The organism is Haloarcula sp. H-GB5, assembly GCF_054850705.1.
Genome location: NZ_JBTWBG010000001.1, coordinates 1237265 through 1259170, shown reverse-complemented (window position 1 = coordinate 1259170; position 21906 = coordinate 1237265). Strand labels below are relative to the sequence as shown.

Below are 21906 nucleotides of genomic sequence, written 5' to 3'. Positions count from 1 at the left end.
TGATCTATGCTATGCTTCACCATGTCAGAAAAAAGACTAATGTCTGACGTAGGCTTAAGTGAATTCGCCTATCTTTTACGGGCAGAGCCGCCATACCGGACGACTCCGGGCGGCGGGAGGATAGGATGGGATTGTTAACAAACCTCAAAGATAGTATCTCACGCGCGGCATCGACGCTGTTCTCCGAAGAGGATCCAAAGCGAATCGGCATCTACGGCCCGCCGAACGCCGGCAAGACGACGCTGGCAAATCGCATCGCACGGGACTGGACTGGCGACGCTGTCGGTCCGGAGAGTCACGTTCCACACGAGACTCGTCGTGCGCGCCGAAAGGAGAACGTCGAAATCGAACGCGACGGGAAGAAAGTGACAATCGACATCGTCGACACCCCGGGCGTGACGACGAAGGTCGACTACACCGAATTCCTTGAACATGACATGGAGAAAGACGACGCCGTCCGTCGCTCCCGCGAAGCGACCGAGGGTGTCGCCGAAGCGATGCACTGGCTCCGCGAGGACGTCGACGGCGTTATTTACGTCCTTGACTCCGCGACTGATCCGTTCACGCAGGTCAACACCATGCTCATCGGCATCATCGAGAGTCAGGACCTTCCGGTGTTGATCCTCGCGAACAAGATCGATCTGGAGGAGTCTTCGGTTCAGCGCATCCGAAACGCCTACCCCCAGCACGAGACGATTCCGCTGTCGGCGCTCGAGGGCGACAACATGGACGAAGTCTACGACAAAATCGCGGAGTACTTCGGGTGATATAATGGCAGAAGTCAAAGACCCAGACGACGGCGTCCAGATCGACCTCATCAGCGGCGAACGCATGGCTGGACTGGCCTCGATGGAGAAGATACGGATGATTCTCGACGGGGTTCGTGACGGCAACATCGTCATCCTCGAAGAGGGACTCTCACCCGACGAGGAATCCCGCCTGATCGAAGTGACGATGACGGAGATCAGTCCCGACGAGTTCAACGGCATCGAAATCGAGACCTACCCCAAGTCCGAGGCTGCCGACGCTAGCATCCTCGACCGGCTGATGGGCAAACAGTCAACCCAGAAGCTGACAGTCATCGGACCGGCGAACCAGATAGAGACGCTCCACAAGGACGAAACGCTCATCAGCGCCCTCGTCTCCCGGAAATAATGCCCCACCAGTGTACGGAGTGTGGCCGTGGCTTCGACGACGGGTCGAAGGAGATGCTCTCGGGCTGTCCCAACTGCGGCGGGAACAAGTTCCAGTATCAGCCCGAGGGGGCCGACATCTCCGAGACGCCGGACGCGGAGCCACCGGAACCACCGGGACCTGACAGCACTGTCGCTCGTACCGTCGGCAAGACCGCCGCCTCGGTGCGCGACTTCGTCAGTGGCTCCGCTGCGGACGGCGACCGTCCCGCCGAGCAGTCCCACCTTGACGCCGACCGGGCCGCTGACTCACAGCCGAGTGACCCATCCCGAACTCCCGACTCGCCGTCGACCGAACCCGACCGCACGTCGCCGACTGAGGATTCGGCTCAGGCCAGTGCCCGCGGCGATATTGTCGAGCCGGACGAACTCCCATCCGACGTGCCGTCCGCGTCCGAATCTGAACACCAGTTCCGCCCTGTCGGTGCAGACCCCGACCCACCAGCGGAACCAGACCGGGAGGACCGTCCCGATCTGGAAGAACTGCGCGCTGAACTCAACGACCAGTTCGAGTCGATCAAGGTACTGGAACCCGGTCAGTACGAACTGAATCTGATGGAACTGTACGACCGCGAAGAGTACATCATCGCGCTGCAGGAAGACGGCCACTACTCGATTCAGGTCCCGGAAACCATCCGCTCTGAGTGAATCAGTGCGGACTCCTCGCCGCTGTTATTGATTCGCCAGTCCGGAATTACACCGTAGAACCGCTGCATACACCATTGCGTATCAACGTGGGCACAACCATTATATAATATGCCGTGGATGCTTCCGGTAACGCCATGAGCCACCGAGAACTCTCGACATCGGAGTCACACCTCGAAGAGTGGGCGTCACTCCTCGGTGCTGATATCGACGACGACGGGCGCGACAGCGATTTGCTTGACGACCAAGACGAACCCGCGTAACGTCGTGGTTCGTCGGGGAGTGCGACTCGCAGTTACAGCTACGTCTCTCACGCCGATAGTGGAGCGAAAAGACAGCTCGGGACGGATGCCGTCCCGAAACTTCGCAGTACCGATCGACCGGGTTACGAGATCTTGTCGTACTGGTCGGAGAGCTTCTCGGCGGCGTCGGCCATCAGGTCCTGTTCGTAGTCGTCGAGGTCCCATTCGACGATCTCCTCGACGCCGTTGCTCCCGAGACGAACGGGGACACCGAACGCAGTGTCTTCGTGCCCGAACTCACCCTCCAGCTTGACCGAAGCCGGCAGCACCTCGCCGGTGTCGTGTAGGATGGCCTCGACCATGTGTGCGACGCCGCGGGCCGGGCCCCACTCGGTCGCGCCCTTGCGCTCGATGACGTCCATCGCCGATTCCTGCAGGTCGCCGAGCAGTTGCTCTTTCTCGTCGTCGCTAAACTCGGGGTCGGTGCCGTCGACGCGGACCTTCGAGAACACGGGGACCTGTGCGTCGCCGTGTTCCCCGAGAATCGTTCCTTCGACGTTCTGGACCGGCGCGTCGAACTCCTCGCTCAGGACGTAGCGGAACCGCGCGGAGTCCAACCGGCCGCCGAAGCCGATGACCTGCTCGCGCGAGCGGTCGCCGGCCTCGTAGAGGTGGCGGTTGAGCAGGTCGACGGGGTTCGAGGTGGTCAGCGAAATGTAGTCGTCGTTGTGTTCGTCCAGCGAGGACTGGATGTCCTCCATGATAGGTGCGTTGTCGCCGGCGAGGTCGATGCGTGTCTGGCCCGGCTGGCGGGGAATCCCGGCCGTGATGACGACCACGTCCGAACCGGCGGTGTCCTCGTAGCCGCCCTGACGGACCCGCGTGTTCGAATCGTAGGCGATGCCGTGGTTCGTGTCGGCCGCCTGCCCGACAGTGTCGTCTTCCTTGTCCGGGATATCGACGAAGACGACCTCGTCAGCGATGTCACGGAGCGCGATGTTGTACCCTGCGGCTGCGCCGACCGTTCCGGCTGCGCCGACTACGCTTACCTTTGTCATACCATTCGAAAAGGCTCGGGCGCGAACGTTAAACGTGTCGAAACCCCGATTCCGCCGCGCATCGTTCAGATAGCACCGACGTCTCGCACCCGTAAACTGTTTTCAGCCCCGTGGCGTTGTGACACGTATGAGCGACTTCGACAAGGAAGCCGAACGCGAGAAACTCCGCGAGAAGTTCGAGAAAGAGGAGGACAACCGGGCGGCGACCGAGCAGATGAGCGAACTCCTGTTGAAGGGCGCGACGATGACGAACGCCCACTGCAGCGACTGTGGCGACCCCATCTTCCGCTACGACGGCCAGGAGTTCTGCCCGACCTGCCAGAAGCCGGTCGCTCGCGACACGCAGGAAAACGGCGCTGATCCGTCGGCTACCGACGAACAGGGGGGCCAGGCCGAAGACGGTGACCAGATCGAGGTTGCCGACCCCAGCGACGAAGCCCGCGTTCAGTTCGGCAACGCCGACGAGGAAACAGCCGAGAGTGCAGAAGACACGCTGGACGAACCCGCTCACCAGGAGGTCGCACACGCTCAGGACGACACCGCTTCACAGTCGGCCTCTGAAGCGGCGGCGTCGACACCCGACTCGGCCGTTCCACCCGAAGCGGGGGGTGACCAGTCTACTCAGCCGTCCGATCACTCGGAACCAGCGCCACAGACTGCTCGAACGGGTGCGTCGCCGGAGCCTAGCGGCCGAACTGCAAACGACCAGCCGCGTGGGACACCGACACAGAACCCCCCTGTTTCCGCTCGACAGACTCAGTCGACCGATAGTCACACGGACGATATCTCGGCGAACATGGATGCGGCATCGGCGTCACTGGCCGAAACCGCTCGCCGCTTCGCCGAGCGCGCCGCGGCGACCGAGAACCCACGCGAGGCTCGCGAACATCTGCAGGCAGCACGAGAAGCGGCGGAAGCGCTCGATGCGGCGCGGTTCTAAGGCTCGTAGTCGCTGGCGATGACTTCTCGAATCCGGTCGGCGGTCACGTCGCCGATGCCGGACACCTCCAACAGGTCGTCTTTGTCGGCGGTCATCACCGCCTCGACGCTGCCGAAGGCTTCCAGCAGCGTACGGGCGGTCACCGGTCCGACTTCGGCGATGGAGGCGACGACGTACTCCTGCTGCTCGGGGAGCGTCTTGGACTGTTTCTCGCCGTGGACGCTCACCTCGCGGTCGGCCACTTCCTGTTCCCGTCCGGCGATGACTTCCAGCAGGTCGGCGGTCTCGTCCTCGTCGCTGGTCCGGAGGACGCTCGCGCCGAAATCGACCGCCAGCGACGCGAGCGCCCCCTGAATCGCCTTGTGATGGACGTTTCGCGCGCCGAAGAGGTCCTCGCCCTCGATGATGACGACGGGCCGGCCGTAGTTTCGCGTGGCGTCTCCGACCTGCTCGAACATCGACCGGTCGCCGCCAGTCAGCGTGTCCATGAAGTCAGCGACGGTCTTGCGCTCGACGACCACGCGGTCCGAGAGGACGTAGTCGCCGACGGCCAGCGTCTCGAGTCGGGTCTCGATTCCGTCCCGTGTCGAGAGGTCCCGGGCGATGTTCGAGTCGAGTTCCCGCTGGTCGGCGACGATTTCGACGGGGTCGTCCTCAGCGTCGCGGCCGGCGGTGGCGACCGTTCCTTCGTCGTCGGTCCCCCCGTCATCCTCGTCGCCATCCCCTCCGTCTCCCTCGCCACCAGCCTCCCCGTCGTCTGGCGCAGACGACTCCGCCGCGAAGGCGTCCAGCCCGGCTTGGCCGTCCCCGTCGCCGTTCTCATCGGCAGACGTGTTAGCTGTGCTACCCCTCCCGTTTCCAGTGGAACCCGACTGCCGTGTGGCGGTTTCCGCTTCGTCGGTTCCACCCGAAGCGGTCCCCTCAGCGTCCTCGTACTCGTCGAGACCGGTCTGGTCGAGGCGGGCCTCCAGCTCGCCGGCGACGCTTTTGAGTTCGTTCAGCTCACGTTTCATCCGCTTCTGGTCGTTCCGAGCCTTCCAGAAATACGCCTCGTCGCGGGTGTCCTCGGCCAGCAGGACGACGACGCGGCCCTCGGCCTGTCGTCCGGTCCGCCCCTTCCGCTGGATGGCTCGAATCGCGGTCGGGACCGGCTCGTAGAACAGCACGAGGTCGACCTCGGGCACGTCTAGCCCTTCCTCGGCGACGGAGGTCGAGACGAGCACCTCGAACTCCCCGTTGCGGAATCGGTCCAGCGTCTCCTGTTGCTGGGTCTGTGTCATCCCCTCGCTGCCGTCGGTGTCGCTCTGGCCGACGAACTTCTGCGTCGTGAAATGATCCGAGAGGAAGTCGACGAGCGTCTCAGCCGTATCGCGCGACTCGGTGAAGACGATGACACGCTCACCGTTCTCGATACCGAGCGTCTCCGCGAGCAACATCCGTGTCTGGCGGAACTTCGGGTGCAGGTCGTCGTAGGACTCGGCTTTCCGCATCGCCTCGCGGACCTTCGGCTCGCTGACGAGGCGCTGGTCGGCCTTCGACGCTCCGGAGGAGCGAGCGGCCTCCTTCAGGCGCTCGAAGTACCGCCGCAGAGACTCGACGCTCTGGGTCTCGACGTACGTGACGGCGGTACGGAGCTTCCGGACCTCTGCGAGGAGGCTCATCCCCTGGTATCCCTCGCTCTGGTCGTTGTTCATCAGGTCTTGGAGCTGGCCCTGAACCTGCTGGATCTCGCGCTCGGAGATGTCCGCCGAGGACTTGTTCGTGACGCCGAGTTCCCGTAGCTGGTCCAGTCGGTCCTCTATGACTTCGTTGATGGCATCGCGGATCTCGACGACGATCTCGGGGAGCTCGATACGGTTCCAGTCGACGCTGGTGTCGTGGGTATACTCGGCCACGTCGGCGTCGTTCTCGGTCATCACCGCAACCTCCGCAAGGCCAAGGTTCTCACACACTTCGAGGATGGCTTCCTCGTCGTCACCGGGGGAGGCGCTCATCCCGGTCACCAGCGGGTTCTCGGCGTCGGCGTGGTAGCGGTCGGCGATGTAGTTGTAGGCGTAGTCGCCGGTCGCCCGGTGGCACTCGTCGAAGGTGCAGTGGGTCACGTCGGCAAGGGAGATACGGTTGCCCACGAGGTCGTTCTCGACGACCTGCGGCGTTGCGATGACGATGCGAGCGTCCTCCCAGAGTGCAGCCCGGTCGTCGGGCCGGACCTCGCCGGTGAACACGACGACGTCCTCGTCGTCCAGTTCGAGCGCTTCGCGGTAGAACTCGGCGTGTTGCTGGACCAGCGGCTTCGTCGGGGCCAGCATGAGCGATTTCCCCCCGACGGCGTTGAGCCGCTCAGCGGTCACCAGCAGCGAGACGGTCGTCTTGCCCAGTCCGGTCGGTAGACAGACGAGCGTGTGGCCGGCGCTCGCCGTCTCCGCCAGTTCGGTCTGGTAGCGGCGGTTCTCCAGAAACTCCGGCGTCACCAGCGGGCGTTCGACGTGTTCGCCACCGGCGTCGGTGGTCGCCATTACCCACGCGTTTGTCCCGGCGGTGGTTAAGGGTTCAGATACCGGGGTGAAAGTAAACAGCGGGAGTTACAGGCCGATTCCGGGCAGGTACTGGACGCCGACCCACATCGCCAGTGCGCCAAGCACCGGAATCGAGAAGTTGTCGTCGACGACGTAGCCGGCGATGCGGGGCTTGACCCCGTCGGCGAACGTCGCCGCGATACCGCCGAGGACGGCGGCGCCAGGGGGCACGAACGGCGCGGCGAGCAGCGTGCAGACGCCGAACATCACCAGCAGGACCCAGGCCTGTTTGACGTTGCTGGCGTCACTGGAGCCCAGCAGGCCGCTGATAGGGTCGCCGATGGCGAGCATCAACATTGCCGGGACGGCGACCGTCACGCTCATACTCGGGAGTTCGACGGCGAAGGCGACGATGGCTATTCCGACGATGTACAGCGCGTATCCGGCGGGGTTGTCCTGTTCGTACTCGCGGGTGAGCCGGTCGTACACGACCCAGTCCAGTCCGGTCGTCAGCCGCACCGCTTCGAGCACACACACGACGACCAGCGCCACGGCCAGGAATCCCTGGACGACGCGCCACGTAATCAGCTCCGGTCGGAGCAGATGCGCGAGCGGGACCGCCGCGCCGGTGACGTGGACGAGCCGCCGGGATACCTCGTCGGCCATCTACAGGTCGTCGAAGGTTAGTTCGCCGCTCGCGAGCCGTTCGAGCCGGTCGGCGAGCCCGTCGATGGGGAGCCGTTTCTGTTCGGTCGTGTCCCGTTCACGGACGGTGACCTCGCCATCCTCTAGGCTTTCGTAATCCACAGTCACACAGTAGGGCGTCCCGACCTCGTCTTGTCGGCGGTAACGGCGGCCGATAGCCCCGGAATCGTCGTAGGTGACCGAGAGGCCGGCGGCCCGGAGGTCGTCGGCGATGTCGGTCGCGAGGTCGTCCATTCCGTCCTTGTCCATCAGCGGGAAGACGCCGACCGTCGTCGGAGCCTGCTCCGGCGGGAGGTCGAGGTAACTGCGCTCCTCGCCGTCGACCTCGTCGGTCTCGTAGGAATGTGCGAGGACGGTGTAAATAATTCGGCCCACGCCGAACGACGGCTCGACGACGTGTGGGCGGATATGTTCGCCGTTCTCGGTGACCTCGTCGACGCTGAAGTTCGTCTCCTCGACGGGGACGGTGTGGGACTCGCCGTCGACCTCGACGGTGACTTCGTCGCCGTCGAAAGCGTCCGGGTTCCGCTCGGCCAGCGCTTCGAGTGCGTCGGCGACAGCGCCGGCCGAGCTGCCGAACTCCGGCCCGAGATAGCTCATGTCGGGGTCGACAGTCGCACGCTCGACGGTAATCGGCTCGTCGTACTGCTTGAAGACGGTGTAGTCCTCGCCGGAGTGCTTGGCGTGTTTCGAGAGGTCGTAGTCGCCCCGGTAGGCGAAGCCCGTAATCTCGATCCAGTCACCGTCGACCTCGCTCTCTGCGTCCCAACAGTCAGAGGCGTAGTGAGCGCGCTCGCCAGCGAGGTGCTGGCGGTACCGGAAGCGGTCCATGTCGACGCCGATGCGCTCGTACCACTCTTTGGAGACGCCGAGGTAGTAGGCGACCCACTCGCTCTCGACGACCCCTTCGTCGACGGCCTCGCGGACAGTCAGTTCGCGCTGGCCGCCGTCCTCGGCCTGTTGTTCGGCGGCGGAGTACAGCGGCAGCGTCACGTCGGCGACCTCGTCAAGCGGCGGTTCGTCTTCCTCGGGGTCGATGAAGTGCTCGAGTTCGGCCTGGGTGAACTCCCGGACGCGGACGAGGGACTTCCGCGGGGAGATCTCGTTCCGGTAGGCCTTCCCGATCTGGGCGACGCCGAAGGGAAGCTGATTCCGGGCGTACTCGGAGAGCTGCGGGAACTCCACGAAGATGCCCTGTGCGGTCTCCGGCCGGAGATACCCCGGCGACGACGACCCTGGGCCGATGTTGGTCTCGAACATCAGGTTGAAGTTGTCGACCGGCTGGTCGGCCAGGGATGTCTGACAGGACGGACACTCGATGCCGTGGTCGGCGATGAGGTCCATCACCTCCTCGTTGGGGAGTGATTCGGCCTCCTCGATATCTGTATTGTCCTCGACGAGGTGGTCGGCGCGATGGGTCGCGCCACACTCGCCGCACTCGACGATCATGTCGTCAAAGCCGTCGAGATGCCCAGATGCTTCGAAGACGGGTTCGGGCATCACGTCGGGCGCGGAGATCTCCTGGTGGCCCTCCTTGACGACGTAACGGTCCCGCCAGGCGTCTTCGATGTTCGATTTCAGCGCAGCGCCCTGTGGCCCGTAGGTCCAGAAGCCCGCAGCCCCGCCGTAGGCGCTCGAAGAGGGGAAGTAGAAGCCGCGACGCTTGGCCAGCTCGGTAAGCCGTTCGCCTTCGCTCATAGGCCTCGCAGCAGGTCGATGTCCCGTACGATGCCGGTGAGTTCGTCACCGGACAGCAGCGGGATCTGTTCGATGTCGTGCTCGATCATTAGCTGGGCCGCCTCCTCGGCGGTGCGGCGCTTGTTCACCGTCACGACGTCACCGGTCATGAACTCGCGGACGGGCTCGGCCGGAAGCTCGACGTTGCGGGTAGGCATGTACCGACCGCCGACGGCTTTGATGCCTTCCCAGGCCCAGTCGTCGTCCTGGTTGGCGATGGAGTCGCCGGTGTCGTCCTCGCCCTCGACGACGCGGGCGACCGCGATGATGTCGACCTCAGTGAGCATCCCCGACATGTCGCCGTCGTCGCCGAGGACGACGCCGTACGGGACGTTCGCGTGGGAGAGTTCCCGTTCGGCAACGGTCAGCGGCGTGCCTTCGTACACGCAGTTGATGTCGCGGTTGGCGAGTTCGTCGACGACCTTGTCACCATCGACGTCGCCGTTGGCGATGGACCGGATCACGTCGGTCACTGTGATGATCCCTTTGAGCTGGCCGTCGACGATGGGGAGGCGTCGCTCGCCGTCCTCGACCATCACCTGTGCGGCAGCCTCGATAGACGTGTCCCCGCTGATCGCCGGGACTTCCTCAACGAGCAGGGCTAGCTGGTCCTCGTCGGGGCTCTCGATAAGCGCATCGCGTGAAATAATCCCTCTGAACTCCTCGCCGTCGTCGGTTTCCTTGATAACCGGGACCGACGAGAAAGCCTGCTCCTGGAGGTATTCCAGTGCGTCATCACGGGTACCCGGAATAGTAACCGTGACGACCTCCGAGCGTGGCGTCATAGCGTCTGCGACGTTCATACTGCCAGAACTTCCTGCCCGCATCTACTAAGTCCTTAACATCCGTCCGTTTTCGACATTCAGGTCGCACGCCGGGCGACCAGCGGCTATCGCCGACGACCGTGCAGACACTATCTCGGAGACCCAGGGACCGTGCCGCCTCGGAAACAACTACGTCTTCTGCCATATCGAACTCTCGTATCTGAGTTTGAATAGAAACCCGGATACAGGTACTGATGGTTGAAATATAAGGCTCTATGCGTACTGTCCTACGGACCACTCTGTCCCAGTATTGACAGGAGCGGAACTATTGTCAGACGGCTGGCGCAGCGCAATACCCCTCCCCTCTATCGGTTTCGCTAAGTTTTTATATGGTTGTTACATATTATCATGCATGGAGTCGGAACCTGTCGCTCCGGTCGAGATGGCCGCGGATGGAGACATCATGGCGTCCGTCGAAGAGGGTCCAACGGACCAGTTTATCGTCGCTGACGTGACCCGAGACGACGCCTATCTCACAACCCCGCTCGCGGACGCTGCCTCGCTCCCGGCCTGGCGATAGGCCGCTCGCCGTCGGTTCGGTTTTCGCTGATGGTCCTTCCAACCAGGGTCCCTCATCAGCGGCGCGCTCACTCCGCCCAGAGTATCCGAACCCAGTCGCTCGGACAGAGAAAACAAGCGTTATGCCGCCCCAGTAAGTTCGATTCGGTATGAAGGTACTCGTTACGGACCCTATCGCTGACGCCGGTCTCACGCGACTCCGTGAGGCGGGCCACGACGTCGAAACTGCCTACGAGGTCGAGGGCGACGCGCTCCTCGACGCAGTAGCCGACGCGAACGCGCTCATCGTCCGCTCGGGCACCGAGGTCACCGAGGAAGTGTTCGCGGCCGCGCCCGACCTCATCATCGTCGGTCGGGCCGGTATCGGTGTCGACAACATCGACATCGACGCCGCCACGGATCACGGCGTCATCGTCGCCAACGCCCCCGAAGGCAACGTCCGCGCCGCCGCCGAACACTCCGTCGCGATGGCGTTTGCAACCGCTCGCTCCATCCCACAGGCCCACGACCGCCTCAAGAACGGCGAGTGGGCCAAAGGCGAGTTCCTCGGCACGGAAGTCAACAACAAGACGCTGGGCGTCGTCGGCTTCGGCCGCGTCGGCCAGCAGGTCGCCAAGCGCCTCGGCAGCCTCGGCATGGACATCGTCACGTTCGACCCCTACATCAGTCAGGAGCGCGCCGACCAGTTCGGCGCGGAGCTGGTCGACGACCTCGACGACTGCCTCGCCAAGTCCGACTTCATCACGATCCACACGCCGCTGACCCCCGAGACGGAGAACATGATCGGCGAGGACGAACTCGCCGAACTCGAAGGCGGCTACGTCGTCAACTGTGCCCGCGGCGGCATCATCGACGAGCCAGCCCTTGCCGAAGCGGTCGAAGACGGCGTCCTGAAGGGCGCGGCGCTCGACGTGTTCGGCGAGGAACCCCTGCCCGAGGACAGCCCGCTCCTTGATGTCGACGACATCATCGTCACGCCCCACCTGGGCGCGTCGACGGAGGCGGCACAGGAGAACGTCGCCACCTCCACGGCCGACCAGATCATCGCCGCGGCCAACGGCCAGCCCGTTGCCAACGCCCTGAACGCGCCGTCGCTGGACGAGGCGACGTTCAAACAGGTCGGGCCGTACCTTGACCTCGCCGACACCGCCGGCCGCATTGCGGTCCAGCTGTTCGGCGGCCACATGTCCGAAGTGCAGGTCACCTACGCGGGCGACATCGCCGAGGAGGACGTAGAGTACGTCACCGCCAGCGCACTGAAGGGTGTGTTCGCGCCCTCGGACCTGCAGGTCAACGCCGTCAACGCTCCGCAGATAGCCAAGGACCGTGGCATCGACGTAACTGAGTCCAAGACCCGAACCTCCGAAGACTACCAGAGCCTCATCACCGTCACCGTCTCGGACGGTGAGGAATCCGTCTCCGTCTGTGGGACCCAGTTCGGCGGCGAGGAGCCCCGCATCGTCCGCATCGACGACCACCGCATCGAGGCGGTGCCCCACGGGCACATGCTGGTCGTCCGCAACCGCGACGAGCCCGGCACTATCGGGTTCATCGGGACCGTGCTGGGCGAGGCCGACATCAACATCGCCGGGATGTTCAACGGCCGCGAGACCATCGGCGGGGAGGCCCTGTCCGTCTACAACCTCGACGAACAGCCGCCACAGGAGATCATCGAGCGGCTTAACGGTGACAGCCGAATCATCGAAACGACCTACGTCGAACTCGGCGACGAGTAACACAGCAGAATTTTCTGACAGCCGGGTACGGGTTATTCCCCGTGGAGAAGGCGCTCGTACCGGTCGACGACGGCCTGCCGATGTTCGCGCTCCTGTTCGAGCGCGGTTTCCAGCGTGGCTACCTGTGAGCGCAACAGCGCGATCTGTATCTGATAGATCGTACTTGGTGTCTGCCGGGGCGATGGTGACGGGGAACCCGACCGGTCCCCGGAGTCGAACGACGGCGCTGAATCGCGGGACGAGGCCATACCTGTGACAGGGCCGCCACAGTCAAAAACACCCGTCGGACGGCTGTCACGCGTTCGTCTGTCGCCCTGAGAGGTCCGGTCGATATCGGTTGACAGCAGGCTTGACTGTGAGTAGAATACGTAGCGTGAGTTGCCTGACTGTGGACCCGTAACGAGTGGCCGCAGGATCCGACGTCTGGTATCTATTTCATCCGCACAGGATTGAGCCAATGCTGTGCTTGAGCTGTGTTAGCTAATGACTAAACGGCACTGGATGCTCGTATCTCGGTAGTTCCGGACCATTACCACCAATACGGGCCAATGCTTCACAGAGGACGCCATTCTATAGCCATAGTACAATTACTTCCAAAACGCACTGATAGTCAGCATTATTGTGACCTTCGTGGTGGTAAGTCGATCAAATGAAAACAGTCAATCGCCTGGCAAAACTGAAACTTGGACGTTTTGTGGACTAGCCTGATTGCAATCGGCCCCAATAACACGGACAGATGTCTCGTTTTTTATCGAACAAGACAGCTGTCTCTCATATCCGTATACTATCGTGACATTGTATTTATTAAACGCCGATACAAGTTTGTCTTCTTGCCTGAGATGAGAGATAGTCTCTGGACGAAACGGTACGATATTTACATCTGTGAAATAGTTAATATCATAGCTCTGCGAAGGGCGACCGCCATATGCGATAATATCCTTGCCCGACACATTTGCATTGTTTATAACTTGACTTTCGGCGAGGATATCATTCGTTTTTCCGGCGGCACGGGGAACGGGTTTCGCATCAGCAACCGCCGCTTGAGCGGGGACGAGCAGTAATGCTATAATAAACACTGTAGCGACAGTGGTATGCGACGGAACAGAGTGGAGGCGGTCACGGATCACCTCAAACAGTTTATATACACCGATGCTCTGGAGGAGGAAAACCGGGAATACGACTTCTAAATAGTGGTCCCAGTTACTTGTGCCCAAAAAGACGTATATCGCCAATAGCATCACCGGCCACGTAATAAATAGGACCAGAAGACGGGGACGTTTTTTCCAAAGCGTCTTGAGCCCAACTAATAAAAAACCAACTGTGACCAAGCTTGGAGAATTGGTTCCGTTTACTGAAAAAAAGTTGAATACATAATCTTTCGCCAATTTTAGATATAGCCCCCTTTGGAGTTCAGGACTGACTTCAACCCCGTATTGTTGCAAAAATGTAATTTTTGTGGTTGGCTCGTTAGTTGTCCGCGCTACTTTGGAGAGATAACTGGTCCTGCGAAAGTGGTACGTGTACGGATCTGGAAATAGATGCCCGTATTTCTTAAAATTCTCAAAAGAGTTGAATTTAATCCCGGTGAAAACAGTTACATAGCTGTTGTCTACGGAGTGACCGAGATATACGATTGTAATCCATAAAATAGAAGTGGCAGCAATAGCTGACATGGTGACAACCGACATATATTTCAGCATTTTGGGCCGAATCACTCCACTCTCCGGCTTTTTAAAATAGGTGTAAACGAAAACAGCTGATAGACTGAACGCGAATGCATTCCGGGATAGGATTGTTAAACCAGTTAGGAACCCGACAATAATGGCATTCTGTACTGAATACCGAGTATCGCTATCTCCGCGTGCAAATAGGAAGTACAACACAAGCGAAAAGAAAAAAAACGCAAATTCGTAAAATCCACCCCACAGAGATTCATAAAGGATGATTGATGATGATAGATAAAAGGAAGTAAACAACAAGCCGATCCGATAGTTGAACATTTTATTCGCTATATGAAAATAAACAACGGCAGTCACAGAAGATAAAATAATTGAAATATGTAGCGGTAACGACGGAATAAATCCAACCACCTCAAAGAGAAAGCCATACAGAACCGGAATCAGACTGTTCGATATTGCCGATGGTTCTCCCAACGTTCGGGCAAGATCTGTTGAAAGCACTATATTAAGTCCGGATTCAACGCTATAGTATCCAACTTGATGGATATTCCGCGCACCGATTAGTTTCGAATACCCAGCTTTAATCGGAAGCGCTCGGTCGAGTGGTGTAAAAAAGAGGAGGATTGTATATTTCAAAATTATTGAAGATATGAATACTGTAACCGCGGTGAACCGCTCCTTAGAAGGTTCTATATCCAATACTTTTGTTTCAAACAATAGGTGTAGCAATTTATTCATTTGTTACTTTAATCATTATTTTCGGGAGTGATATCGATTAAAATCTGTATCAACCATCGCATATTTTTCAATATAGTTTTGAATAGAAATATCGTGGAAAAAGAGAACTACTTGGGAGCGTGGGATACGTTTCAACACCACGAGACGGCTCTAATGATCCCCCTAGCCGCACAGTCGCCCGTTTTGGAGGCATTAGCTAATCTGGCGTAAGCAGCTATAAAATCCTATCGATGAGATACACCCCGTTCAACTATTGTGAAGCGTCAGATACAACCTGGTATCGCTCCTTCGTACCTGCTCGATATTGTGAGCCTCGTTTCCTGATTAATGTACGTGCGGAATATCGGCAGGCGCGAGCTTCATCATCGGAAAGATTGCAGCCTGGAAGCTCAAAGATAGTCCCGTTATGGTCCTATTTCTGATAGTGTACTGTCATTTCTAGCTTTGACGGTTAAATTCGACGCTACCGAATGATACCAGAGCCATACCGCTGTATAAATCTGTAACTGCTGCTGGTTACATGAAATCGCCAAGACTTGTAGGCTTATTATGATCGTTCTCGAACACCGACTCGATTTTCCGTTCCAGTATCTTGAGCCGCTGTTTCGTGTAGTCCCGTGCGCCGAACTCGTCGGCGACGCGGATGGCCGTGTCGATGTACTTGTTGACCGACCCCTCATGGACGGTGAGGTTGACGCGGCCGCCACACTCCCGGCAGTCGCCGGTCAGGGGCGCACGGCGGAACGATTCCCCGCAGTCCAGACACCGCACTTCCTGTCTGGAGAACGCCCGAAGGTTCCCGATGAGGTCCGGCAGGAAGTGGTACTCGATGATGCGCTCGGCCACGTCGCTCTCGACGACGGCCCGGAGCTTCCGGGAGATCTCAAGCTGGGCGTCCATCTTGTCCTCCATCGAGCCGAGCGTCTTGTACGCCGAGAGATCCGGCCCGGCGGCGATGTTGGTCGTGTCGTGGGTGTGGCGGAACTCGGTGTACTCGCGGTCGGTCCCCAGCGTCTCCTCGGCGATCTTCATCACGTCCTCGACCTCGGTCGGGTCTTTCATCTCCCGCGTGGCTTCGTAGAACTCGCGCGGATAGGTCTCCATGATGTCCATGTTGTGGGCCTCGTCGTCGATTTCGCTGGGGTCGATTCGCGAAGACATCACCAGCGGGGCGTCCATCTGGCCGCCGCGCTGGTTCGGCAGGTAGGACTTCGAGAAGTTCAACAGGCCGTCCATCAGGAGCATCACGCAGTCCTCGTCGCCGTCGCACTGCCCGACGTAGGTGCCTTCGACGGCCACCCGGTGCGTGTCGGCAACCGTGAGACAGTAGACGTGGTCCACGTCGCTCTCGACGTACTCGACAGCCTCGACGGTGTCTGTCGGGGCTGCGCCGTCGGTGGCTGCCGTTGAGGCCTCGCCGCGTGCCGTCATCGTCGTCGTCTCGCCGCCGTCGTAGGCAGGGAGGTCGTCGCCGGCGGCTAAATCGCTGGCCGGAACCTCTTCGATTCCATCGGAGCCAGCCCGGAGCATCGTGTGGTCAGGCGTCACCCGGAGTGTTCGGTCGCCAACGGTTACTTCGACGAGGTGGTCCGGTGCGGGGTGTTTCGAGACGGCGTCGACGGGCTGGCGACAGGGGCCGCCATCACCCAGCGACGATACGGTGAGGTCGCCGTCTAGCTCCTGCACGAGCGTCCCGAAGTCGTCCTCCTCGGGGTCCTCAAGTCGGTTTTCGACCAGTCCCTCAATGGTACCGTATTCCCAGTTGCCGCCCTCATCCTCGTACCACAGCCGGGTGTCCGGGTGGAAGCAGTTCCGGCGCTTGGCGGCGTGGAAGTACGGGTGCGCGTAGCCGACGGCGGCGGAGGTGAAACCGACCACGCGGCCGACCGTCGCCGCGCTGGTGTGGGGAGCCATTCCGAACACGAGTTCGCCGACGAGGTCCTCGCGGTCGTCGAACTCGTAGAACCGCTCTAGCCCGTAGTACTGCTCTAAGAGGTCGTCGACGAAGCGGGCGGTCTGGAGCATGTGTTCGGCCGCGCCGTCTGAGAGGACGATGTCCTGAACCTTCAGTTCGACCAGCTGGTCCTCGTGGGTCAGCGGGTCGCCGTGGATGTCTTCTTTGTAGCCCAAGCCTCGGAGTCGCTCCGCGGAGACATCCAGCTCCGACGCTCGCACTGCTGTCACCGGCAGGTCCGTCATGTCGTACCGGACCGTGCCGTCCTTGAACGCCGACACGTCGTGTTTCGCCCGGAGGATGCCCTTCTCCATCGGTTCCGGGACTTTCTCCTCGGATGTGAGCCCCTTGACCGCTTTCAGTTGCTCGAAGGCCGTTTCGCGCTCACCGACATTCTGCAGGGCGTCCCGATACGCTTCCTGCAGGTCTAGCACCTTGTACTGGGTCGGCGAGGCGAGCGTCTCACACCGGGAACACTCCGCCCGGCCGGACTCGTCGCGCTCGACTTCGGCTTCGCAGTCGGGACAGACGTACACCGGCTCGGTAGTCCCGCCACAGTCGGGACAGCCCGCTTGGTGGGTCTCGGTCCCGCAGTCGGGACAGCGCCGCCGGGCGATTTCCACCTCGACTTCGCCCGGCGTATCGCTCATCCCGTCGGCGTGTTTCGTCGCCTTGGCAACGTCCCGCTGTGCCCCGCCAGCCTCGCCGATGGGGCTGAGCGTGTGGACGGCCGGCGAAAGGTCCCGCCGTTCGGATTTCTCGGGGCGACCCATCCGGTTGCCGATGCGGGTCGGGGCGCGCTCCCGGACCTGGAACGGCGCGATCTCGTTTATTGCTTTGATAGCGTTCTGGCCGTCTTCTCGCTCGGCATCCTCGGCAACGCCGATTGCGTCGAGCGACTCGCTGTCGCCGTAGGTCCGGGCGTGCTTGGAGAGGTCCGACGGTGTCCAGTCCCGCTCTAGCGACCGGGAGAACCCGAGTGTCCGCACCAGCGGCACCCAGTCGGTGACCGTAATCGTGTCCTCGTCTTGGGTGTGCTCGACGAGCAGGTGTTCCAGCGTCTGCTGGACGGTGTCGCTCCGTGGCAGTACGAGTGCGCCGTCGTCACTGTGTGCGTCACCCGCTGTGCCGTCCATCTCTGGGTCGGCGTACGCGCCATCGGCCTGTGCGACCTGTGCGTCCTCAACGGCGTCGGCGAGGGCACACAGCTGGTCGACGCTCACGTCGTGCCAGAGGTAGGTGTATTTCGGATGCAACGGGGCGTCGTAGTCGGTTGCCCACTCGATGGCTTCCTCGGCGCTCGGGTCGGCGAGGTCGATGTGGGGCGAGTCCTGCATCGCCTGCACGTCCGCGCCGGCGGCGTCGAGGTCCTGCTCCCACCACTCGACGGTGTAGGAGGCCGGTGCGAGCGGATGGTTGTTCTCGACGAACTCGCCGTAGTTGACCAGGTACTCGCCCAGGTCGAGTATTTTTTCGACGCCGTTGCGGACTGCCAGTGCCTCCTCGGCGTCGTCGATGCGGCGCACGTCCCCGTTGGCCAGGCGCACGGTCGGCCCCTCGATGGTGTCGACCGGCACGACGCCGGCGGCTTTCCCCGGCCGCTCGGTCTTGATCTGGGTCCCGGTCGCGAGGAAGTCGTCGACGAGATGCATTGTCGCCGGGTGGACGCCGGCGGTCGCGAAGCCGTGGTTACGCGACCGGCCGTAGCGAAGGCGGAACCCGCCCGATTTCGACGGGTGGGAGAACACCGGGCGACCGGCGATGAGGTCCCGGAGGTATTTGTCGGCGGGGTCGACCCGCGGCGGCCCCGCTTGCTCGTCAGCGTCGTCCGCACCGTCATCGTCCGCGCCGTCGCCACCGCCGTCGCCGTTCGCGTCTTCTGCGTCGTCTTCCTGCCCGTCTTCGTCCTTGCCGATGGTCCCGTCGATGAGGTCCTGCAGCCACGGCCAGTCGACCTCGTCCAGGTTCCGAGTGTAGCGCTGGATTTTCGGCGCTTTTAGCGCGATCCCCTCGGCCAGTACCAGACACATCCCGCCCCGCGGGGAGTTCGAGTCGACGCGTTCGAGGTCCCGGTAGCCCGACACCTCCTCGTCGCCGGTCGCCTCGCCGTCGAGCATGATGGGCATGTGCTCGGCGATGAACTTCGTCTCCTTCTCCTTTGGCGAGTACTGGAGGCCGGTGTCCTTGTCATAGAGGTCGATCTCCTCGGCGTAGCGGCCGATCTCGTCGTCGCGGGCCTTGTACTGGTCGATGCCCAGCAACGCACGAGCGTAGTCGGCGACCAGCACAGAGAGGGCCTGTGCTGTCCCGCCAGCCGAGCGGATCGGGCCGGCGTAGTAGACGTTGATGAACTCCGTGCCGTCGTCGTTTTCCAACAGTTCGACGCGGTCGATGCCCTCGATAGGGGCGGCGACGACACCCTCGGTCAGCAGGGCAACAGCAGTCCGGACCGCGCCCTCGACTTTCCCTTCGCGGCTGTCGTAGTCGCCGACGGTCCCCTCGACAAAGTCCTCGACCAGTTCCAGCGCGGCCTCCTCGCGGGACATCTGCCCCTCCAGTTCCCGCACCCGCTCGGCGACGCCATCGATGCCGAGGATGTTTTCGACCCGGTCGGCCATGTCACGGGCGGTCGGAATCTCGACTTCGGGCTTTGGGTCGCCACCGCGCTCTTTAGCCCGCTCGGCGACGTCGAAGGCGGCTTCGAGCTGGGTTTCGAGCGTTTCGAAGTACTGTTCGTCGGCCTCCCGCATCTTAGATATTCCAGAGGTCTAGGCCGGTCGGCTCGTCGTGCTCCCGCTGGAGTTCCGTATCGAACCCGCGGACGTACAGTTCACCCGCCCAGACGGTGCCGGCGTTCAGGTGGCCGGCGACCGCCTCGCCGTCGGGCCGTGAGAGAACGGCGTGGGTGTGGGCGAACCGCTCCCCGTCGAGATGCGAGATGTTACCCATGCAGGCGGCGACTTCCAGCGGTTCGTCGAAGGTCAGCGAGTCGTACTCGGTCCGGTCCTGGTCGTAGAACATGAGCTCCGCGTCCTGCACTGCCCCAAGTCCGTAAAAAAAGCCGGCGTCGATGCCCTGTTCGTCCGCGAAGGCCTCGATCTGCGCGCGCCAGTCCCCACCGTGCTCCAGTCGGCAGACGAACTCGGACGTACTGTCGACTTCGCGGTAATCCATATCTGTAGTGGATGGCAGGCCGCTCCAAAAGCGTTGCTTTCGGTCCAACGGTTTATATCCGAAGCCGAGACCACGGCCGCTGTGACGTAGCTACGGTCCGGCGCGTACAGCGGTTGTGCGGCACACCGCGCCGGGACCGACGCGTGCCGCCTGTTCGCCATTGCACCGGGACAGACGACCGAACAGCGCTACGCCGGCAGCGATACCCGGCTAACCGGCTGGTTTCGGTCGGCGTCGTAGAAGGTGAGCTCGTCGACGGTCCACCGGATCGGTTCGATGTCCCGTTCGACCAGCCGTGCAGCCGCGTCCCGGTCCCCGCCGCGGGCAACGGTTACGTGCGGGATGTACTCCCCTCCTTCCATCTCGTCGACCGGGTCGAACCGATCACAGAGTCGCTCGTGCAGGTCGACCAGCCCGGGGCTCTCGACGGCGAGATACACCACCGGCGAGGGACCAGTCACAGCCGTTTCGAACTGCTCGACGCCCCCTATTTTCGCCTCGAACGCCGGCTGGCCGCGAAGCGCCTCGCGCCCCTGCGCTTCCAGTCGCGCGTAGGCTGCGTGGTCGCCGTCGCCCAGCCGCTTGGCGACCAGCGTGTGTTCGCCCCGCCCCCGTCGCTGTGCGAGCGGCAGGTCCGTCGCGAGGTCGGCCGCTAGCGACGTGACTGCTGACGGAAGCGGGACGTTGATGCTGTACACAGTGAGCGGGTCGCCCGCTGCGGGCAAAAAGAGCGTGGTCCTACAGCCGGTCAACCAGCCACAGAACGATGAGGACGACTAGAATCACGCCGAGGAACGGCTGAAGTATGCCGAGCAGGCCAGTCAACAGTCCGAGTGCCGTGTCGAGTACCTCGAGCACCAACCAGACGACAATGAGAACGAGGACAATCTTCAGCAGGGTGTCCACGTCGAGTTTCGCTCTGTCCATGCCCAACCGGACTCCCTCACGGGGCAAACCCCTTGTGGCCACAGCGACCGGTGATTCAGGCCCCGGCAGAGATGCGGCATGTGATGTAAGGTCGCAGCGTATCAGTTCACACAATCGGCAATAAACGATATACCTGCTGAGAAGGTAGCCGCGGTAGGATGGGCCGGAGCGCTGGAACGCTGGTAGTCGTATTCGTCGCAATAGCACTGCTTGTCCCGACAGCGACCGGCGTCGGGTTCGGTAGCCTCGGCCAGCAGTCCGTTGATGCGGACGTGGTCGTCATGACCGCTGAGGTAGACACTGACGGGACCGCTGACTGGACGGTTGCCTACCGTATCCGACTGGACGACGACAACGCCACGCAGGCCTTCGAGGACCTACGTGCCGATATCCAGACAAACCCCGCAGCGTACACGGACCGATTTAAGAACCGGATGCAACGCACTGCTGGGGCCGCGGAGAACGCGACTGGCCGCGAGATGGCTATCGAGAACGTCACCGTGAATGCACGCGAGGAGACGTTTGGCCAGACGTACGGCGTCATCACCTACCGGTTCCAGTGGACGAACTTCGCTGGTGTCTCCGGTGACCGCCTCGAAATCGGCGACGCGCTTTCGGGTCTGTTTCTGGACAGCGAGACCTCCCTGACTGTCCGCTGGCCGGCGGACTATCAGGCGGACTCTGTCGCGCCACAGGCCGACGAACGGCAGAACGCCTCTGTCACTTGGCGCGGCCAACAGACGTTCGGAGAAAGTGAGCCGCGAGTGGTCGTTAGCCCAGAGGACAGCGCCGGTGGTGACAGCGGATCGAACGGCCTCCTCGTCGGCGGACTTCTCGCGCTGGTCGGCATCGTCGCCGGGGCATACGCCCTTCGACGATACGGCATCCTCGGTGGCGGTGAGCCGGCCGAGCCGCCGGCGTCGATGGTCGACTCGGACGATTCAGAAGCGGAAGCCGCCGCCGGCACCGACGCCGACGCTGGCACGCCGCCGGCTGAACTCCTGAGCAACGAGGAGCAGGTCCTGCAACTGCTCGAATCGAACGGCGGGCGGCTCAAACAACAGCAGGTGGCCGGCGAACTCGACTGGACCGACGCCAAGACGAGTCAGGTCATCGGCGGCCTCCGCGACGAGGACAAGGTCGAGACGTTCCGTATCGGCCGAGAAAACGTGGTGACGCTGCCGGACACTGACGTGACTGGTGGCGACGGCGGCGGGGGCGACGGAACCGACAGCGGTGACGAAACACGGTAATAAAGCCACCGACCGTTCACCGGAACCTGTCAGTTGGTTCGAGCGCAGTATTGCGGTTTTAATCCG

General features: G+C 61.9%; 19 protein-coding genes. 8 read left to right on the top strand and 11 right to left on the bottom strand.

All coding sequences use genetic code 11. The features are described from left to right. Positions 1–125: 125 nt before the first annotated feature. From ACYJ11_RS06565 to ACYJ11_RS06550, 4 genes are all read left to right on the top strand, one after another. Entirely contained in the window at positions 126–767 is a 642-nt protein-coding gene (locus ACYJ11_RS06565; protein ID WP_004590329.1) for an Era-like GTP-binding protein, read from the top strand. A gap of 4 nt (positions 768–771) precedes the next feature. Further along, positions 772–1155 (top strand): DUF2073 domain-containing protein, encoded by a 384-nt coding sequence (locus ACYJ11_RS06560; protein ID WP_004517591.1) that lies wholly within the window; start codon positions 772–774, stop codon positions 1153–1155. Further along, positions 1155–1841 (top strand): OapC/ArvC family zinc-ribbon domain-containing protein, encoded by a 687-nt coding sequence (locus ACYJ11_RS06555; RefSeq protein ID WP_461647161.1) that lies wholly within the window; start codon positions 1155–1157, stop codon positions 1839–1841. The genes ACYJ11_RS06560 and ACYJ11_RS06555 overlap by 1 nt, the downstream gene beginning before the upstream one ends. A gap of 134 nt (positions 1842–1975) precedes the next feature. Further along, on the top strand, positions 1976–2101 hold the full coding sequence (locus ACYJ11_RS06550; protein ID WP_255356111.1) for a hypothetical protein: 126 nt from the start codon (positions 1976–1978) through the stop codon (positions 2099–2101). 122 nt (positions 2102–2223) lie between these two features. On the opposite strand, the gene mdh is transcribed toward ACYJ11_RS06550, so the two are convergent. Continuing rightward, a complete protein-coding gene (gene mdh, locus ACYJ11_RS06545) occupies positions 2224–3138 on the bottom strand; it encodes a malate dehydrogenase (RefSeq protein ID WP_005536799.1) in 915 nt (304 codons plus the stop codon). 127 nt (positions 3139–3265) lie between these two features. On the opposite strand from mdh, the gene ACYJ11_RS06540 reads away from it, so the two are divergent. Next, positions 3266–4078, top strand: coding sequence for an Sjogren's syndrome/scleroderma autoantigen 1 family protein (locus tag ACYJ11_RS06540; protein ID WP_461647160.1), 813 nt, complete (start codon positions 3266–3268; stop codon positions 4076–4078). Here ACYJ11_RS06540 and ACYJ11_RS06535 read toward each other — a convergent pair. The 4 genes from ACYJ11_RS06535 to ACYJ11_RS06520 form a co-directional block, all read right to left on the bottom strand. Next, entirely contained in the window at positions 4075–6594 is a 2520-nt protein-coding gene (locus tag ACYJ11_RS06535; protein ID WP_461647159.1) for a DEAD/DEAH box helicase, read from the bottom strand. The two genes, ACYJ11_RS06540 and ACYJ11_RS06535, sit on opposite strands and share 4 nt — an antisense overlap. 66 nt (positions 6595–6660) lie before the next feature. Continuing rightward, positions 6661–7260, bottom strand: a complete 600-nt coding sequence (locus tag ACYJ11_RS06530; RefSeq protein ID WP_188975732.1) for a diacylglycerol/polyprenol kinase family protein — start codon at positions 7258–7260, stop codon at positions 6661–6663. Then, positions 7261–8997, bottom strand: a complete 1737-nt coding sequence (gene glyS / locus ACYJ11_RS06525) for a glycine--tRNA ligase (protein ID WP_461647158.1) — start codon at positions 8995–8997, stop codon at positions 7261–7263. Next, positions 8994–9839 carry a CBS domain-containing protein gene (locus ACYJ11_RS06520; protein WP_170096595.1) on the bottom strand — a complete coding sequence of 282 codons (846 nt, stop codon included), beginning with the start codon at positions 9837–9839 and terminating at the stop codon, positions 8994–8996. The genes glyS and ACYJ11_RS06520 overlap by 4 nt, the downstream gene beginning before the upstream one ends. 373 nt (positions 9840–10212) lie before the next feature. On the opposite strand from ACYJ11_RS06520, the gene ACYJ11_RS06515 reads away from it, so the two are divergent. Both ACYJ11_RS06515 and serA read left to right on the top strand, forming a co-directional pair. After that, entirely contained in the window at positions 10213–10380 is a 168-nt protein-coding gene (locus ACYJ11_RS06515) for a DUF7556 family protein (RefSeq protein ID WP_170096596.1), read from the top strand. Between the two features lie 148 nt (positions 10381–10528). Beyond that, positions 10529–12115, top strand: coding sequence for a phosphoglycerate dehydrogenase (serA, locus tag ACYJ11_RS06510; protein WP_170096597.1), 1587 nt, complete (start codon positions 10529–10531; stop codon positions 12113–12115). A 32-nt stretch (positions 12116–12147) separates the two neighbouring features. Here the strand turns inward: serA and ACYJ11_RS06505 are convergent, their stop codons facing one another. The 6 genes from ACYJ11_RS06505 to ACYJ11_RS06480 all read right to left on the bottom strand — a co-directional run bounded on the left by ACYJ11_RS06505 (position 12148) and on the right by ACYJ11_RS06480 (position 20587). Continuing rightward, a complete protein-coding gene (locus ACYJ11_RS06505; RefSeq protein WP_005536811.1) occupies positions 12148–12363 on the bottom strand; it encodes a hypothetical protein in 216 nt (71 codons plus the stop codon). A 411-nt stretch (positions 12364–12774) separates the two neighbouring features. Continuing rightward, on the bottom strand, positions 12775–14532 hold the full coding sequence (locus tag ACYJ11_RS06500; RefSeq protein WP_461647157.1) for a hypothetical protein: 1758 nt from the start codon (positions 14530–14532) through the stop codon (positions 12775–12777). 516 nt (positions 14533–15048) lie between these two features. After that, a complete protein-coding gene (locus ACYJ11_RS06495) occupies positions 15049–19236 on the bottom strand; it encodes a DNA-directed DNA polymerase II large subunit (protein ID WP_461647156.1) in 4188 nt (1395 codons plus the stop codon). Position 19237: 1 nt separating this feature from the next. After that, on the bottom strand, positions 19238–19660 hold the full coding sequence (locus ACYJ11_RS06490) for a PPC domain-containing DNA-binding protein (RefSeq protein ID WP_421640714.1): 423 nt from the start codon (positions 19658–19660) through the stop codon (positions 19238–19240). 188 nt (positions 19661–19848) lie between these two features. Next, positions 19849–20358: a 2'-5' RNA ligase family protein gene (locus ACYJ11_RS06485; protein WP_461647155.1), complete on the bottom strand. Its 510-nt coding sequence runs from the start codon at positions 20356–20358 to the stop codon at positions 19849–19851. 40 nt (positions 20359–20398) lie between these two features. Next, entirely contained in the window at positions 20399–20587 is a 189-nt protein-coding gene (locus ACYJ11_RS06480; RefSeq protein ID WP_005536815.1) for a DUF7554 family protein, read from the bottom strand. A gap of 158 nt (positions 20588–20745) precedes the next feature. On the opposite strand from ACYJ11_RS06480, the gene ACYJ11_RS06475 reads away from it, so the two are divergent. Beyond that, on the top strand, positions 20746–21840 hold the full coding sequence (locus tag ACYJ11_RS06475; protein ID WP_461647154.1) for a helix-turn-helix transcriptional regulator: 1095 nt from the start codon (positions 20746–20748) through the stop codon (positions 21838–21840). Positions 21841–21906: the final 66 nt, after the last annotated feature.

Bases quoted from the DNA above. Each gene is read 5' to 3' on its own strand.
- ACYJ11_RS06550 (WP_255356111.1), top strand. From the start codon at position 1,976: ATGAGCCACCGAGAACTCTCGACATCGGAGTCACACCTCGAAGAGTGG.
- ACYJ11_RS06495 (WP_461647156.1), bottom strand. From the start codon at position 19,236: ATGCGGGAGGCCGACGAACAGTACTTCGAAACGCTCGAAACCCAGCTC.
- ACYJ11_RS06505 (WP_005536811.1), bottom strand. From the start codon at position 12,363: ATGGCCTCGTCCCGCGATTCAGCGCCGTCGTTCGACTCCGGGGACCGG.
- ACYJ11_RS06535 (WP_461647159.1), bottom strand. From the start codon at position 6,594: ATGGCGACCACCGACGCCGGTGGCGAACACGTCGAACGCCCGCTGGTG.
- serA (WP_170096597.1), top strand. From the start codon at position 10,529: ATGAAGGTACTCGTTACGGACCCTATCGCTGACGCCGGTCTCACGCGA.
- ACYJ11_RS06515 (WP_170096596.1), top strand. From the start codon at position 10,213: ATGGAGTCGGAACCTGTCGCTCCGGTCGAGATGGCCGCGGATGGAGAC.
- ACYJ11_RS06500 (WP_461647157.1), bottom strand. From the start codon at position 14,532: ATGAATAAATTGCTACACCTATTGTTTGAAACAAAAGTATTGGATATA.
- ACYJ11_RS06560 (WP_004517591.1), top strand. From the start codon at position 772: ATGGCAGAAGTCAAAGACCCAGACGACGGCGTCCAGATCGACCTCATC.
- ACYJ11_RS06480 (WP_005536815.1), bottom strand. From the start codon at position 20,587: ATGGACAGAGCGAAACTCGACGTGGACACCCTGCTGAAGATTGTCCTC.
- ACYJ11_RS06555 (WP_461647161.1), top strand. From the start codon at position 1,155: ATGCCCCACCAGTGTACGGAGTGTGGCCGTGGCTTCGACGACGGGTCG.
- ACYJ11_RS06520 (WP_170096595.1), bottom strand. From the start codon at position 9,839: ATGAACGTCGCAGACGCTATGACGCCACGCTCGGAGGTCGTCACGGTT.
- ACYJ11_RS06565 (WP_004590329.1), top strand. From the start codon at position 126: ATGGGATTGTTAACAAACCTCAAAGATAGTATCTCACGCGCGGCATCG.
- ACYJ11_RS06540 (WP_461647160.1), top strand. From the start codon at position 3,266: ATGAGCGACTTCGACAAGGAAGCCGAACGCGAGAAACTCCGCGAGAAG.
- ACYJ11_RS06530 (WP_188975732.1), bottom strand. From the start codon at position 7,260: ATGGCCGACGAGGTATCCCGGCGGCTCGTCCACGTCACCGGCGCGGCG.
- ACYJ11_RS06490 (WP_421640714.1), bottom strand. From the start codon at position 19,660: ATGGATTACCGCGAAGTCGACAGTACGTCCGAGTTCGTCTGCCGACTG.
- glyS (WP_461647158.1), bottom strand. From the start codon at position 8,997: ATGAGCGAAGGCGAACGGCTTACCGAGCTGGCCAAGCGTCGCGGCTTC.
- mdh (WP_005536799.1), bottom strand. From the start codon at position 3,138: ATGACAAAGGTAAGCGTAGTCGGCGCAGCCGGAACGGTCGGCGCAGCC.
- ACYJ11_RS06475 (WP_461647154.1), top strand. From the start codon at position 20,746: ATGGGCCGGAGCGCTGGAACGCTGGTAGTCGTATTCGTCGCAATAGCA.